We start from the raw sequence: 15,600 nt of genomic DNA, 5'->3' as shown, positions 1-15,600 counted from the left end.
AACAAAGACATGAAGAAACGCCGCTCACAGCACTGGTACGGCAAGCTCGACAAGGACGGGTTCATCCATCGGTCGTGGATGAAGAACCAGGGCTTTCCCGATCATGCGTTCGACGGACGCCCGATCATCGGCATCTGCAACACATGGTCGGAACTGACGCCGTGCAACTCGGGCCTGCGCGACCTCGCCGAAGGCGTCAAGCGCGGCGTGTGGGAGGCCGGAGGCTTTCCCGTCGAATTCCCGGTGATGTCGCTGGGCGAAACCCAGATGAAGCCCACCGCCATGCTGTTCCGCAACCTGCTGGCCATGGATGTCGAGGAATCGATCCGCGCCTATGGCATCGACGGTGTGGTGCTGCTGGGTGGCTGCGACAAGACCACGCCGGGCCAGCTGATGGGCGCGGCCTCGGTCGATCTGCCCACCATCGTGGTCAGCTCGGGGCCGATGCTGAACGGCAAGTATCGCGGTCAGGATATCGGCTCGGGCACCGATGTCTGGAAGTTCTCGGAAGCCGTGCGCGCCGGCGAGATGACCTTGCAGGATTTCATGAACGCAGAATCCGGCATGAGCCGGTCCAAGGGCGTGTGCATGACTATGGGCACGGCCTCGACCATGGCATCGCTGGTCGAGGCGATGGGCATGAGCCTGCCCACCAACGCCGCCCTGCCTGCCGTCGATGCCCGCCGGATGGCGCTGGCGCACATGACCGGCAAGCGCATCGTTGAGATGGTGGACGAGGACCTCAAACCCTCGGACATCCTGACCAAAGCGGCGTTTGAGAACGCCATCCTGGCCAATGCCGCAGTGGGTGGGTCAACCAACGCCGTGGTGCACCTGCTGGCGCTGGCCGGCCGGGTGGGCGTGGACCTGACCCTGCAGGATTTCGAGATCGGCTCGGACATTCCGCTGCTGGTCAACTGCATGCCCTCGGGCAAGTACCTGATGGAGGATTTCTGCTATGCCGGCGGGATGCCGGTGGTCCTGTCCGAGCTGAAATCGCATCTGCGCCCGGCCAGAACCGTTCTGAACAAGGACATCTCGGCCCACTATGAGGGCGCGGAATGCTTTGACCGCGACGTGATCCATTCCTTCGACGACCCGGTGAAACCGGCCGCCGGGCTGCGCGTTCTGCGCGGCAACCTGGCGCCGAACGGGGCGATCGTGAAACCCTCGGCCGCCACCGACAGCCAGCTGGAAACGGAAGGTGAGGCCTATGTCTTCGACAGCATCGAGGACCTGAAAGCCAATATCGACCGCGACGACCTTCCGGTGACGCCCGAGACCATCCTGGTGCTCAAGGGCTGCGGGCCAAAGGGCTATCCGGGCATGCCCGAGGTCGGCAACATGCCGATCCCCGCCAAGCTGGTGAAACAGGGCGTGCGTGACATGATCCGCATTTCCGACGCACGCATGTCGGGCACCGCCTTCGGCACAGTGATCCTGCATGTCAGCCCCGAGGCGCAGGCGGGCGGCCCATTGGCGCTGGTGAAAACCGGCGACCGCATCCGCGTGTCCGCCAGCAAGGGCGAGCTGGAACTGCTGGTCGACGAACAGGAGCTGGCTGCCCGCCGCGCGGCCTGGCGGCCCGACGACCCGCATTACACCCGCGGCTATGCCAAGCTGTATATCGACCATGTCCTTCAGGCCGACCGCGGCGCTGACCTTGATTTCCTGGTGGGCAAGGACACCCGCCTTGTGACCAGAGAGAGCCATTGATGACCCACCCAGCCACCTTCCATGACCTGAACGGCGCATCCGTCTTCATCACCGGCGGCGGGTCGGGCGTGGGCGCGACCCTGACCGACGGGTTCCTGACCCAGGGCGCCAATGTCGCCTTTATCGGCCGGTCGGACGCCAGCGCGTTCGTCGAAGAGATGCGCGCCAAACACGGCCGCGCGCCTTTGTTCCTGCAGGGCGACATGACCGACACTGCGCTGCTGCACGAAACCATGACCAAGGCCGCCGAGGCCCACGGTCCGCTGAACGTACTGGTCAACAATGCCGCCAATGACAAGCGCCACAGCCTCGAGGAAACCACGACCGAGTTCTGGGACTGGATGATCGAGGTCAACCTCAAGGCCTATTACTTTGCCTGCCAGCAGGCCGCGCGCCAGATGGCCGAAACCGGCGGGTCGATCATCAACTTCAGTTCGATCAGCTACATGATGGGCAATGCAGGCTATCCGATCTATACGACGGCCAACGCCGGAATCACCGGCATGACCCGTTCGCTCGCGCGCGAGCTGGGGCCGAAGAACATCCGCGTCAACGCGCTGGCGCCCGGCTGGGTGCTGACGCAGAAACAACTGGACATGTGGGCCACGCCCGAAGATCTGGCCGCGCATATGGAACGCCAATGCCTGAAGGAGCATCTGAGCCCGGACGACATGATCGCGCCGACGCTGTTTCTGGCATCGACGGCCAGCCGCGCCATGACCGGGCAATGCATGGTCGTCGATGGCGGCGTGGTCACAACGGGGTGAGGACATGAACACCGAGTGGATCGCAGTAGACTGGGGCACCTCGCATCTGCGCGCCTGGGCGATGCAGGGCGACACGGTGCTGGACCACGCCCAATGCGACCGGGGCATGGCAACGCTGGGCCGGGATCAGTTCCAGGACGCGCTGCTGACGCTGGTCCAGGGCTGGCTGGACGCGGCGCCGGTCGACGTGATCGCCTGCGGCATGGTCGGTGCCCGGCAAGGCTGGGTCGAGGCGCCCTATGTGGCGGTGCCGGCCAAGCCGATCTCGACCGTTCCGGTGCGCGTGCCCGGCACCGATCCGCGCATCCGCGCCTTCGTGGTGCCCGGCCTGAAACAGGACGATCCCGCCGACGTGATGCGCGGCGAGGAAACCCAGATCGCCGGCTACCTGTCCACGCGCCCGCATTGGGATGGCGTGATCTGCCTGCCCGGCACCCACACCAAATGGGTGCAGGTCAGCGCCGGCGAGGTCGTCAGCTTCCGCACCTTCATGACGGGTGAACTGTTCGATCTGCTGGGCCAGCACTCGGTGCTGAAACACTCGGTTGGCGAAGGTTGGGACGACGACGCCTTTGCCACGGCCGTCGCGGACACGCTGTCAAAGCCCGAGCAACTGGCCGGGCGGCTGTTCGGGCTGCGCGCGGCCGACCTGCTGCACGGGCAGGATCCGGCCACCGCCCGCGCCCGCCTGTCGGGCGCTCTGATCGGTGCCGAACTGGCCGCCACCCGCCCCTATTGGCTGGGTCAGCAACTGGCCATCATCGGCGCCGAAGCCCTGTCGCACATCTATGCCACGGCGCTGCAGCAACAGGGCGCGTTCGTCGAAACCGCCGACGCGACCCAGGCCACGCTGGCCGGTCTGCTGCAGGCCCGCACCCTCACGAGGCAAACCGCATGAGCCGCCCCATCATCGCCATTCTGCGCGGGCTTGACCCGGTGCAGGCCGAGGCCGTCGGCCAGGCCATTCTGGACTCCGGCATCGACCGGATCGAGGTGCCGCTGAACTCGCCCGACCCGCTGGACAGCATCGGCCGTCTGGCCCGCGCGATCGGCGACCGCGCGCTGGTCGGGGCCGGAACCGTCCTGACCATGGATGAGGTCGAACAGGTGGCTGCCGTGGGTGGCAAGCTGATCGTGTCGCCCAATTGCGATGCCGACGTTATCGCGCGTACGGTGGGTCTGGGCCTGCAAAGCTGGCCCGGAGTCTATACCCCGACCGAGGCCTTCACCGCCCTGCGCGCAGGGGCCACCGGGTTGAAACTGTTTCCCGGCGTGATGGCCGGACCGGTGGGGCTGGCTGCCATGCGCCCGATCCTGCCCAAGGGCACGCAGGTCTATGCCGTTGGCGGCGCGGGGCCCGAGAATTTCGGCGACTGGCTCAAGGCCGGGGCCGACGGGTTCGGCATCGGCTCGGCGCTGTTCAAACCCGGAATGTCCGTGGACCAGATCGCCGACAACGCACGCCGGATCGTCGCCGCCTTTGACGAGGCCACGCGATGAGCCAGGTCTTTGACGACCGCCCGTGCGCGTTGGGCGAAGGCCCGCTGTGGCACCCCGAACGGCAACAGCTGTTCTGGTTCGACATCGTCAACAAGCGCCTGATGACCCGCGACGCGGATGGCCCGCAGAGCTGGGATTTTGCCGAGCACGTCTCGGCTGCAGGCTGGATCGACCGCGACACACTGCTGATCGCGTCGGAAACCGGCCTGTGGCGGTTCGGGCTTGAGACCGGTCACAAGGACCGCATCGTCGCGCTCGAGGCCGACAACCCGGTGACCCGCTCGAATGACGGGCGGGCTGATCCGTGGGGCGGGTTCTGGATCGGCACAATGGGCAAGCGCGCGGAACGGGGCGCGGGGGCGATCTATCGCTTGTGGCGGGGTGAGCTGCGGCAGCTGGTGCCGGATGTGACCATCTCGAACGCGATCAGTTTCGCGCCCGACCGGTCCTGCGCCTATTTCTGCGACACGGCCACCGGGCAGGTGCGGCGCTGGGGTCTGGACCCGGAAACCGGCTGGCCCGAGGGCGACAGCGCGGTGTTTCTGGACCTGCGCGCCGAGGGTTTGAACCCCGATGGCGCGGTCGTCGATGCCATGGGCAATCTGTGGCTCGCGCAATGGGGCGCGGCGCGGGTTGCGGCCTATGACGCCGGCGGAGCCTTCCTGCGCGCGGTGCCTTTCGCGGCGGCCCATACCTCGTGCCCCGCATTCGGCGGGCCGGAACTTACGACGCTGTTCTGCACCTCGGCCCGCGAAGGGCTGGATGCGGACACCATTGCGTCGCACCCCACCAACGGAATGACCTTTGCCGCCGAAAACGCGGGCCAAGGTCAGGCGGAATACAGAGTCATCCTATGAACCCCGAACTTGGCGTTTGCTATTACCCTGAACACTGGCCGCAAGAAATGTGGGCCGAAGATGCCGCGCGCATGGTCGAGGCCGGTCTGCGCTGGGTCCGGATCGGCGAATTCGGATGGAGCCGGATGGAGCCGGAACCGGGCCGGCTGACATTCGACTGGCTGGATCAGGCCATCGAGACCCTTGGTGCGGCCGGGCTGAAAGTGGTGCTGGGAACCCCCACCGCCACGCCGCCGCGCTGGATGCTGGACCGGCACCCGGACATGCTGGCGGTGGACGAAAACGGGCAGCCGCGCAAGTTCGGCTCGCGCCGGCACTATTGCTTCAGCCATCCCGGATATATCGATGAGTGCGTCCGCATCGCCCGGATCATGGGCGAACGCTATGGCCGCAACCCGCATGTGGCCGCCTGGCAGATCGACAATGAATATGGTTGCCACGACACCACCGTCAGCTATTGCGAGCCCGCGCGGCAGGCCTTCCGCCGCTGGTTGGCCGAACGCTATGGCTCGGTCGAGGCGCTGAACGCGGCCTGGGGCAACGTGTTCTGGTCGATGGAATACGGCGATTTCGATCAGATCGACCTGCCCAACCTGACTGTGACCGAACCCAACCCAGCGCATGTGCTGGCCTTCCGCCGGTTCAGCTCGGATCAGGTGGTGGCCTTCAACCGGGCACAGGTTCAGGTGCTGCGGCCCCTGACCGACGCGCCGCTGCTGCACAACTACATGGGCCGGATTCTGGATTTCGACCATTTCGAGGTGGGCGCCGATCTGGATATCGCCACCTGGGACAGCTACCCGATCGGGTTCCTGTCCGACCGGCTAGAGGCCGACGCGGCGCACAAGGCAGCCTTTCTGCAACAGGGCGACCCGGACATGCAGGCCTTTCACCACGATCTGTACCGCGCCGTCGGACGCGGCCGCTGGTGGGTGATGGAACAACAGCCCGGACCGGTGAACTGGGCGCCCTACAACCCGGCCCCCTTGCCAGGCATGGTGCGGCTTTGGTCGCTTGAGGCCGTGGCCCACGGGGCCGAGGTGGTCAGCTATTTCCGCTGGCGGCAGGCGCCCTTTGCGCAGGAACAGATGCACGCGGGCTTGCTGACGCCGAACAACCACCCCGCGCCCGGTCTGGCCGAGGCGCAGCAGACGGCCGCGGATCTGGCCACGCTGGGACCGGTCGAACCGGTGCAGGCGCGGGTGGCCATCCTGTTCGACTATCCGTCGGACTGGGCCTGGGCGACCCAGCCTCAAGGCGCGGGGTTCAACTATTTCCGGCTGGTGTTTTCCGCTTATCGCGCCCTGCGCCGCGCCGGGCTGTCGATCGATGTCTTACCGGCCTCGGGCCTGTCAAGCGCGGACTATGATCTGATCCTCGCCCCCGGGCTGGCCACGCTGGACGACGCGCTGGCCGACCGCTTGCAGACGGCCGCCAAATTGACGGTTCTGGGCCCGCGCAGCGGGGCAATCACGGCTGATTTTCAGATCCCGGCCCAAGGCCGCCCCGGCCTGCAAGCGCTAGACTGCGATGTGGCGCTGGTGGAATCCCTGCCGCCCGAAATCACCCGCCCGGTTCAGAGCGGCGGAGCGGCGCAGCACTGGGTCGAGCGGCTGACCGGTGACGCGCCCGACCTGCAGACCTTCGAAGACGGGACCCCTGCGCTGAAGGGCAGTGACCAGCTTTGGTATCTGGCCGGGTTCCCGGACGAGGACCTGTGGGACCGGATCATTGAAATGGCCGCGCAGAAGGTCGGGCTGACCCTGCACCCGATGCCGCCTGGCCTGCGGCGGCGCGAGACCGCGACCCATGACTTCCTGATCAACTACAACGCCACACCGGTGGATTGGAACGGCCACAGCATCGCTGCCTGCGGAGTCGCCATCCTGAAACGCAATCCGCCCGGCCAGGAATGAACCTGAACCGGGCGGATGTGGTGCTCTGGTAGGCGCTTCTTCCTACTCGTCGGTCTTCAGACTGTTTGGATCGAAGACGTTGCCGAACCCACTGTTGCCCGAAGGCTGATCGTCAGGCTCGGCTGAGCTTTCGTCGTCCTGACCACCCAATGTGTTCGGAGCGAACACATTGCCAAAACCGCTGTTGTTAGACGGTTTGGGCGTGGATTGCTGAGCGTCGCCTTGCTCGGCCTCGCGCTGCTTGCGCTGCTCCTCGCGTTGCTTGCGCAATTCCTGAATGCGCTGCTCGGCTTCCAGACGCTTTTCTTCCTTGACGTCCGCGATACACTGGGCCGGGTTGTAGGCCATGGCCGTCCCGACGACAGTGATCGTTGCCACGGCGAACATGACCAGCAGCACGGCCGCCATGTTCCCCGAGAAAAAGCTGGGCAACTTGATCTTGCCCGCCAGCTCCTCGACCGTGGCTTCCTTGCGCGCGGCGGCGACCAGTTCCTGACGCTTCAACTTGGCTTCGTTCAACAGGGCGAAGAAAACGGTCAGCGCCACGATGATAAAGGCCAGCGCCGAAATCGCAGGTGTAATGCCGTAGCGCACCTTCTGAGCCAATTCGATTGTCAGTGTCGGATATTCGCCGAACGTGAAGGTGGTGGTGTTGTAGTTCTCGAACGAGGCAAGAAACGCCAGCACCGCCGCCGAAGCAATCGCCGGGCGCATGAACGGGAGCAGGATCTTGCGAAACGCCTGTGCATGCGTTGCGCCAAGGTCCAGTGCCGCCTCGGTCAGCGCCAGGTCATATCGCTGCAACCGAGCCACCAGAACCAACATGCAATAGCTGGCGATGAAGGTGGATTGGCCAATCACGGTCAGGAAAATACCGTTCGACAAGAAGCTGTCGGCACCCAGCCCCAGCATCCGGTTGATCCGGTCCCAGAAGACCAGCGTCGAGATACCCAGAACAACGCCCGGGATCAGGATCGGTGCGATGATGATCGTGTAGTAGGTGGCGCGCAGCTTGGGCCAGATCTGGGTCAGCATCAACGCTCCAGCCAAGCCCATCGCCACCGACAGAACCACGGTTCCCGTGCCGATGATCAACGAGTTCTTGATGCCGTTCAGGATGCGTTGGTCCTGAAACAACTCGCCGAACCACTGGAAGGTCAGGCATTCCCACGGGCTTATGCGCGGGAATCCAGATGAGTTGAAGGCGGTGATCGACATGATCACCAGCGGACCCAGCAGGTAGGCGAAGAAGATCGCCAGATAGACCCAGATGCTGATACGGAGGAAGGACATGTTCATTTCCCGATATCCCCCATGTTCACCTTGAACAGGCGCATCATTGCCAGCACGAACAGGATACAGGTGACCAGCAGAACGATGGCGTAGGCTGCGCCTTGTGGCCAGTCGTTGTTGTCATTGAACTGCTGATAGATCAGTTGCGTGAACCACAGACTGGATGGCCCGCCCAGGATTTGCGGTGCGGCCAGCGCACCGGCCGACAGCATGAACACCATCGTACAGCCGGAACTGATGCCGGGCTTGGCATAGGGGATGACCACCCTCCAGTGGATCCGCCACCACGGAGCGCCCAAGTCGCGCGCCGCTTCGATCTGGTTTCCATCCAGGCTTTCGATGACATTGTACATCGGGAAGATCATCAGCAGGATGTACGCGTAGCCGAGGCCCGCATAGAGCGCGATGTCGTTGCGGATGAAATCAAACGGCGTGTCCCAGATCCCCAATCCGACGAACAGCGTGTTCAAAACACCCGTCTCTCCGAAGATGATGCGCAGCGCAAAGGCGCGCAGGATCTCGTTGATCCAATAGGGGATGATCAGCATGATCGCGAAGATACGGATGTGATTGCCCTTGGACTGGCCCAGGTAATAGGCAATCGGATAGCAAATGATCAGGTTGAAGATCGTCACGCAGACCGCGGCGATCAACGTCCGGAAGAACACGCGCAGATCAACGGCGTTGTAGGACTGGCTACCGCCTTCCGGGCCGTAGATCAGGTATTTGTAGTTCTCCAGCGTGTACACGTCCTTGGGGCCGCCGATTTCCGGCGGCGGCAGGTTGGGACGGAAGGAAAAGTCCAGCATCGACAGCTGCGGCAGGATGATCAGGCCGATCGTCCAGAACAGGACAAGTCCCAGAATCGCGAGCCCCATGCCGAAACCGTTGCGGTTGAAGAAGTCCCTGAGGAAGCCAGGCATCGTCGGGCCTCCTTATTCCGCAGCCAGCTCACCCGCCGGAACGACGACCGCGTTGCGGGTTTCGTATTCCAACGTGATGTTCTGCCCGGTGTGATCTTTGAACGACTGCCCGTGGTTCGGGATCGAGACCTTAATCTCCTTGCCGCCCTCTCCTTCGGTGAAGATGTTGAAGACGTTGCCTTCGAATTCCTCGTGGGTCACCCGTGCCGTGACGAAATGATCGCCGCTCGTCCCCTCGGGTGCAATCGAGAACGCCTCGGGTCGGATGAACATCATGGCGTCGTCACCTTCGGCCAACTTGCCCTGATTGGCGGTCGATATCCGCGCCACCAGATCGCCGGACCGGTTGGTCGAGATCAGGGCCTCTTCGCCCATCACTCTTTTGACCTTGCCGCGGAAGACGTTGTTTTCGCCCACGAACGAGGCGGCAAAAGCGGTTGTCGGGTCGTTGTAGATGGTCTTGCCATCGGCGATCTGGTCGATCACGCCAGCGCGCATCACGGCGATGTTGTCCGACATGGTCAGGGCCTCGCCCTGGTCATGGGTGATGTAGATGAATGTGATGCCCACACGCTTTTGGATTTCGCGCAGCTCGGTGCGCATGTGCTGGCGCAGCTTGAGATCCAGCGCCGACAGCGGTTCGTCCAGCAGCAGCACGTCTGGCTCGGCGCATAGAGCGCGCGCGATGGCCACTCGTTGGCGCTGACCGCCCGACAATTCGCTGGGCAGCTTGTCGCCCTGATCCGGCAGGGCGATCATGTCCAGCAGCTCGTCCGCGCGTTTGCGCCGTTCGGCGGCGCTGGCCCCTTTGATCTCCATCGAAAAAGTTATGTTCTCCCACACCTTCATGAGCGGAAACAGCGCGAGGTTCTGAAAGATCAGAGCAGTAGGACGCTTGTTCGGCCCGATGCCCTTCATGTTCTTGCCGCCGATCAGGACATTGCCTTCGCTGGGCTCGAGGAACCCCGAGACCGCTCGAAGGATCGTGGTCTTGCCGCAGCCCGAAGGCCCAAGGAACGAAAAGAAATCGCCCCCGTTGATGTTCACGTTCGCATCTCGCACAGCGACAAAATCGCCGAAGCGGATCCACAGGTTTTCCAGATCAACTCCGATCCCTGCACTCATTTTTGGTATCTCCCTGTGATGCAGCCTCAGGCCGCACCGCATCGTTGTCCGTCACGCGGGGCAAACGCGTGCGGGGTCCAAAGGCCCCCCGCGCGACAACGCGAGGGGCGCGATCTCAAGGCGATCAGGCGCTCTTGAACTTGTTGACGAACTCGGTCCGGGTCTCGGCGTACCAAGGTGCTTCGGCAGGCCACGGGTTCAGGTTGGCCAGCGAGTCGCCCGGATAGGCCTCGGCAAAGTTCTTCTTGTAGGTGTCGCCCGAATACTGGTCGGCACCCAGAACCGGCGAGTTGTAGCCGTGGCTGTCGATCGCGACACCGGCCGGCTTGGCCTGATAGGCGAAGTCGATGAAGGCGTAGACCTGGTCGATATTGGTTGCACCGGTCGGCATCGACATGCCGTCGACCCAAGCCATCGCACCCTCGACCGGAGCCTGGTAGTGCACCGGTTCGCCCGCGGATTTCAGTGCCAGCGGCGGGCCATCCCAAGTCTGTCCGACGACAACCCCTTCGTTCAGCAGGCCGTTCTTCTGGGTGTCGGCGTCGTTCCAGATCAGTTTGATCCGGTCCTTGCGGGCGATGCACCAGTCGGTGATCTGACCCCAGACCTTACGCATGGTGTCTTCGTCGCCATATGCGGCCCAGACCGAGCCGGGCTCCATCTCGCCGATGCGCTCCATGTACAGACCCGCGCCCAGCATCATCGAATGCGCGCGACCCATGGTCTTGCCGGCGTTTTCTTCCGACCAGACGTCACCATAGGACGGAGCGTCGCCTTCGGGCAGCCACAGGTCGGTCCGATAGGCTATGCCTTCGGTACCCCAGATATGCGGCAGCCAATGCGCGCCGCTGTCACCAAAGTTCCAGGCATCGGTGCCGATCTTGGCCATCGCCGGGTTGACCTTGTCGATCGGAACCCTGTTCATGTCGAACGGCTGCAGAAGCTCCAGCGGCTCCCACTGCAGCGACCGGTTGTTGGTCGGCGAAACGATGTCAAAGCCCTGGCCCTTGGTGGCCTTCATCTTGTTGATGATCTCTTCGTTCGAGCCGATACCGGTGTAGTTCACCTTGATCCCGGTCAGGGTTTCGAACTCTTCGATGAAGCTGGGCGGCAGGTAATCCGACCACATCAGGATGTTGACTTCGCCCGAAGATGCCAGGGCGCTTTTGCTGTACAGAGGTGCCGCCAGCGCTGCGGCGCCGGCCCCTTTCAACACCGTACGACGGCTGAAGTTTGACGAGTTGGTCATTCGTGTTTCTCCCGTGTTTGGACTGAGTTTTGTTTTTTATCCGTGCGTCACGTTAGAGTTTTGCGATCGCCCCGTCAGTCCAAAAAGTGACAGTTTGCGAAAATCTTAGGTCCAGTTCCCTCGGAAGCCCAAGCCCGGAGCCCGCCCAAACAGCACGCGACTCTGCGGGAATTCGCGCGAGGATCATATATCAAAAGGGCCGACGATACCTAACGGCGCATCGGAACTGGCCTCATGTCGCGAAGGGAGATCACGCGAATTTTTTACGCAGCCGCCTAATCGATGCGCATCATTTCAGCCGCAAAAATCGATTTGCGACAAATTCAGACCAGAATCACGACGCGGTTGGAGCTATTTGCGCATTGACCGACCGTCATGGAACAGGTGGATCTTCTCCGGCGCGGCAGTCACCGAAACCGTCTGACCACGCAAGCCACGATGGATGCCCGGCAGTTTGCCGATCACCGACTCAGCGCCGGGGGCTTTCGCGAAATAGAGCAGCGTCACCTCGCCCAACGCTTCGGTAAAGTCCACGGTCCCGGTCAGGATGGGGTCACCATCGGCGACCACCAGATCCTCGGGCCGCACACCCACGTTGACCTTCTTGCCGGCGTCGGCGTCCTCGGTCGGTATGGCCGAAACTGCCGTTCCGCCACAGTCCAACGCAACGGTCGTGGTGGCACCGGTGCCGGTGATCGTGCCCGGCAGCAGATTCATGGCGGGCGAGCCGATGAACTGGGCCACGAATTCATTGTCGGGCGTCTCGTACAGCTCCAGCGGCGTACCAACCTGTGCGATGCCCTTGTTGGCCAGAACCACGATCCGGCTGGCCAGGGTCATCGCCTCGACCTGATCGTGGGTCACATAGATCATCGTGCTGTCGGGCATCGCCTCTTTCAAGCGCGCGATCTCGATCCGCGTGGCCACCCGCAGCGCGGCATCCAGGTTCGACAACGGCTCGTCGAACAGATAGACCTTGGGGTCGCGCACGATGGCCCGGCCGATGGCGACCCGCTGACGCTGACCGCCCGACAGAGCTTTGGGCAGACGGTCCAGAAACGGTTCCAGCTGCAGGATCTGCGCCGCGCGGTTCACCGCGGCGTCGATCTGATCGGCGGGCATCTTGGCGATCTTCAGGGCAAAGGCCATGTTCTCGCGCACGGTCATGTGCGGATACAGCGCATAGCTTTGGAACACCATGGCGATGCCGCGTTGTGCCGGGGGCACGTCGTTCATCACCTGCCCCTCGATTTCCAACGTCCCGCCCGATATTTTCTCCAGACCCGCGATCATCCGCAGCAGGGTGGACTTGCCGCAGCCCGAGGGGCCGACGAACACGATCAACTCGCCGCGCTCGATCTCGAGGTTGATGTCCTTGAGGACATCGACATTGCCATAGGTCTTGGCGACATCGGTCAGCTTGAGTTCGGACATGGGTTACCCTTTCTCTCGGACCATCAGGCAGAATTGCGACGGCGCCAGCGTGACGCGGCCCTGCGCCTCGATAGCGCCCAGATCCTGAGCGATGCAGCGCCAGTTGCCTTCGGGCAGGTCGATTTCCGCGGCGCCATCGCCCAGATTGAAGGCGCAGAACACCTGCTGAGTATCATCCTCGCGCAGGAAGCTGAGGATCGGGCCGGTTTCGCGCATGTCGGACTGGGTGCCCGACATCAGCGCCGGATACTCATGGCGCAAAGCGATGGCGCGACGATAATGGTTCAGCGCCGATCGCGGGTCTGCGTCCATCCGGTCCACGGCGCGCTCGGCCTGCGCGGTGCTGACGGGCAGCCAGGGCGCACCGGTGGTAAAGCCCGACTGTTCGTCCTGCGCAGCCCAGACCATGGGCGTGCGGCAGCCGTCGCGGCCCTTGTATTCAGGCCAGAACTCGATGCCATAGGGGTCCTGCAGGTGCTCAAAGGGCACGTCGGCCTCGGGCAAGCCCAGCTCTTCGCCCTGATACAGGCAGGCCGAGCCGCGCAGGCACATCATCAGAACCGCGTGCTGCCGGATGCCGGCCTCATCCAGATCCCAGCGCGAGGCGTGGCGCTGCACGTCGTGGTTGGAGAACGCCCAGCACGGCCAGGCGTCGCCGGCCTTGGACAGAAGCTGGTCGAACACATGCTTGGTGTATTCTGCCGTCAGGCGGCGTTTTTCCAGAAATTCAAAGGCATAGCACATGTGCATACGCTTGTCGCCACGGGTGTATTCGCCCATGATCTCGAGCCCGCGCTGTGCGTCGCCCACCTCGCCCAGACAGGCGCGACCGTCATATTGATCGGTCAGGGCGCGCAGCCGTTCCAGGAAGGCGATGTTTTCGGGCTGGCTCTTGGAATACAGGTGGTCCTGATGGTTGTAGGGGTTGACCATCGGCGCGATGGTTGCGTTGCGCTGATCCAGCGGCAGCGCCGGGTTGTCGCGCAGTTGCGCGTCGTGGAAGTAGAAGTTGATCGTGTCCAGTCGGAACCCGTCAACGCCCATGTCCAGCCAGAACCGCGCCACGTCCAGCAGCGCGTCCTGCACATCGGGGTTGTGGAAATTCAGGTCCGGCTGCGAGGTCAGGAAGTTGTGCAGGTAATACTGCTGCCGGCGCGTATCCCACTGCCAGGCCGAGCCGCCGAAGATCGACAGCCAGTTGTTGGGCGGGGTCCCGTCAGGCTTGGGGTCGGCCCAGACATACCAGTCGGCCTTGGGGTTTTCGCGGTTGCTGCGGCTTTCGACGAACCACGGATGCTGGTCCGAGGTATGCGACAGAACCAGGTCGATCATCACCCGCAGACCCAGACCATGGGCGCGGTCCAGCAACGTCTGGAAATCCTCCATCGTGCCGAACATCGGATCGATGGCGCGATAGTCGCTGACATCGTACCCGAAATCCTTCATCGGCGACTTGAAGAAGGGCGAGATCCAGATCGCATCGACCCCCAGACCAGCGATGTAATCCAGCCGCTGGGTAATGCCCCGCAGGTCTCCGATGCCGTCGCCGTTGCTGTCCTGAAAGCTGCGCGGGTAGATCTGATAGATCACGCCGCCGCGCCACCAGTCGGACGCCGTCTTGGTTGAGTGCTTGAGGTCCACGTTGTTCTGCACGTTCATCACACGCCCTTATTTGACTGAACCGGCCAGCAATCCGCGGACCAGGTATTTCTGCATTGCAAAGAAGACGACCAGCGGCACCGCGATCGACACGAATGCGGCCGTTGCCAGGATTTCCCAATTGCCGCCCCTTGTGCCCAGAAGCTCGACGATACTGTTGGTCATCACGGTGGTTTCGCCGGATGCGTCGATCAGGAACACCTTGGCCACCAGCAGGTCGTTCCATGTCCACAGGAACTGGAAGATGGCGAACGAGGCCAGCGCCGGAAAGCTCAGCGGCAGGATCAGCTTGGTGAAGATTTGAAACTCGGTGGCGCCATCGACCCGCGCATTCTCGATCAGGTCGCGGGGCAGCCCGGCCATGTAGTTGCGCAGAAGATAGATCGCCAGCGGCATGCCAAAGCCGGTATGGGCCAGCCAGACGCCCAGATACCCTTTGCCGATGCCGATGTTCAGGTGGAATTTCAGCAGCGGGATCAGCGCCAGTTGCAAAGGTACCACCAGCAGACCGACCACCGCGGCGATCAACAGCGCACGGCCCGGGAAATCCATCCAGGCCAGCGCATAGGCCGCGAAAGCCGCCACCAGGATCGGGATGATCGTGGCCGGAATCGTGACCGTCAACGTGTTGAAGAACGCCTTGGCCATGCTGTCAGTGCTGTCCTCGGCCAGCAGGACCTTGTGGTAATTGTCCAGCGTGAATTCGGGCGGCAGTTCGGCGGTCACGAAGACCCGCGTGCCCCGGCTGCCGGTGAATTCCTCGGTGTTCTCCATCCGGTAGTCGCCATTGGCCTGAACGGTGACCGTGCCGCCCTTGCGCAACTCGGCCGTCTGGCCCGGCTCAAACGCATCGATCTCGCGCGAGCTGATGCCCCATTTCGAGATGCGCGCCGTGGTTCCGGCGTCAAACAGGTTGCCCTCGATCACATACAGGCCGTTTTCCTGCACCTGGGTGTCGGGCGCGGCGCTGCGCAGCGTCAGGTTCTGCTCGGACGGGAAAATCGCCCGCCACCAGCCGCTGGTCGCGATCTGGTCCGCCGTGCGGAAGGACGAGATGAACAGGCCCAGCGTGGGCACCACCCACAGCACCACCAGAAACAGAACCGAGGCATGTACGGCCCATCTGAGCGCCGGGCGGGTTCCTGCGATCTCACTCATGAC

General features: G+C 63.3%; 13 protein-coding genes. 6 read left to right on the top strand and 7 right to left on the bottom strand.

The window, feature by feature from the left end:
* The first annotated feature begins 9 nt into the window (after positions 1-9).
* Genes ACR3EL_RS17715 through ACR3EL_RS17690 form a run of 6 tightly spaced genes read left to right on the top strand, consistent with a single transcriptional unit; the run spans position 10 to position 6,756 of the window.
* Positions 10-1,716, top strand: a complete 1,707-nt coding sequence (locus tag ACR3EL_RS17715; RefSeq protein ID WP_170341845.1) for an IlvD/Edd family dehydratase — start codon at positions 10-12, stop codon at positions 1,714-1,716.
* Positions 1,716-2,483 (top strand): SDR family NAD(P)-dependent oxidoreductase, encoded by a 768-nt coding sequence (locus tag ACR3EL_RS17710; RefSeq protein WP_480722491.1) that lies wholly within the window; start codon positions 1,716-1,718, stop codon positions 2,481-2,483. The genes ACR3EL_RS17715 and ACR3EL_RS17710 overlap by 1 nt, the downstream gene beginning before the upstream one ends.
* A 4-nt stretch (positions 2,484-2,487) precedes the next feature.
* A complete protein-coding gene (locus tag ACR3EL_RS17705; RefSeq protein WP_170341841.1) occupies positions 2,488-3,381 on the top strand; it encodes a 2-dehydro-3-deoxygalactonokinase in 894 nt (297 codons plus the stop codon).
* Positions 3,378-3,983: a 2-dehydro-3-deoxy-6-phosphogalactonate aldolase gene (locus ACR3EL_RS17700; protein WP_170341839.1), complete on the top strand. Its 606-nt coding sequence runs from the start codon at positions 3,378-3,380 to the stop codon at positions 3,981-3,983. The genes ACR3EL_RS17705 and ACR3EL_RS17700 overlap by 4 nt, the downstream gene beginning before the upstream one ends.
* Positions 3,980-4,840: an SMP-30/gluconolactonase/LRE family protein gene (locus tag ACR3EL_RS17695; RefSeq protein ID WP_170341837.1), complete on the top strand. Its 861-nt coding sequence runs from the start codon at positions 3,980-3,982 to the stop codon at positions 4,838-4,840. The genes ACR3EL_RS17700 and ACR3EL_RS17695 overlap by 4 nt, the downstream gene beginning before the upstream one ends.
* On the top strand, positions 4,837-6,756 hold the full coding sequence (locus tag ACR3EL_RS17690; RefSeq protein WP_170341835.1) for a beta-galactosidase: 1,920 nt from the start codon (positions 4,837-4,839) through the stop codon (positions 6,754-6,756). The genes ACR3EL_RS17695 and ACR3EL_RS17690 overlap by 4 nt, the downstream gene beginning before the upstream one ends.
* Before the next feature lie 42 nt (positions 6,757-6,798).
* Here ACR3EL_RS17690 and ACR3EL_RS17685 read toward each other — a convergent pair whose 3' ends face one another.
* The 7 genes from ACR3EL_RS17685 to ACR3EL_RS17655 all read right to left on the bottom strand — a co-directional run bounded on the left by ACR3EL_RS17685 (position 6,799) and on the right by ACR3EL_RS17655 (position 15,597).
* Positions 6,799-8,055 (bottom strand): ABC transporter permease, encoded by a 1,257-nt coding sequence (locus ACR3EL_RS17685; RefSeq protein WP_480722490.1) that lies wholly within the window; start codon positions 8,053-8,055, stop codon positions 6,799-6,801.
* A complete protein-coding gene (locus ACR3EL_RS17680; RefSeq protein WP_170341829.1) occupies positions 8,052-8,972 on the bottom strand; it encodes an ABC transporter permease in 921 nt (306 codons plus the stop codon). The genes ACR3EL_RS17685 and ACR3EL_RS17680 overlap by 4 nt, the downstream gene beginning before the upstream one ends.
* A gap of 12 nt (positions 8,973-8,984) precedes the next feature.
* Positions 8,985-10,097: an ABC transporter ATP-binding protein gene (locus tag ACR3EL_RS17675; protein WP_093963159.1), complete on the bottom strand. Its 1,113-nt coding sequence runs from the start codon at positions 10,095-10,097 to the stop codon at positions 8,985-8,987.
* A gap of 124 nt (positions 10,098-10,221) precedes the next feature.
* Entirely contained in the window at positions 10,222-11,346 is a 1,125-nt protein-coding gene (locus tag ACR3EL_RS17670) for an extracellular solute-binding protein (protein ID WP_170435569.1), read from the bottom strand.
* 351 nt (positions 11,347-11,697) lie between these two features.
* Complete coding sequence (locus ACR3EL_RS17665; RefSeq protein WP_480722489.1) at positions 11,698-12,780, bottom strand: ABC transporter ATP-binding protein; 1,083 nt, start codon at positions 12,778-12,780, stop codon at positions 11,698-11,700.
* Positions 12,781-12,783: 3 nt separating this feature from the next.
* Positions 12,784-14,439, bottom strand: coding sequence for an alpha-glucosidase (locus ACR3EL_RS17660; RefSeq protein WP_480722488.1), 1,656 nt, complete (start codon positions 14,437-14,439; stop codon positions 12,784-12,786).
* Between the two features lie 9 nt (positions 14,440-14,448).
* Positions 14,449-15,597, bottom strand: coding sequence for a carbohydrate ABC transporter permease (locus ACR3EL_RS17655; protein WP_093963163.1), 1,149 nt, complete (start codon positions 15,595-15,597; stop codon positions 14,449-14,451).
* Positions 15,598-15,600 lie beyond the last annotated feature (3 nt).

It is taken from the genome of Ruegeria sp. BJ3 (assembly GCF_056535665.1).
Note: the sequence above shows the minus strand (reverse complement) of the source record. Positions and strands in the feature narration are given on the sequence as shown.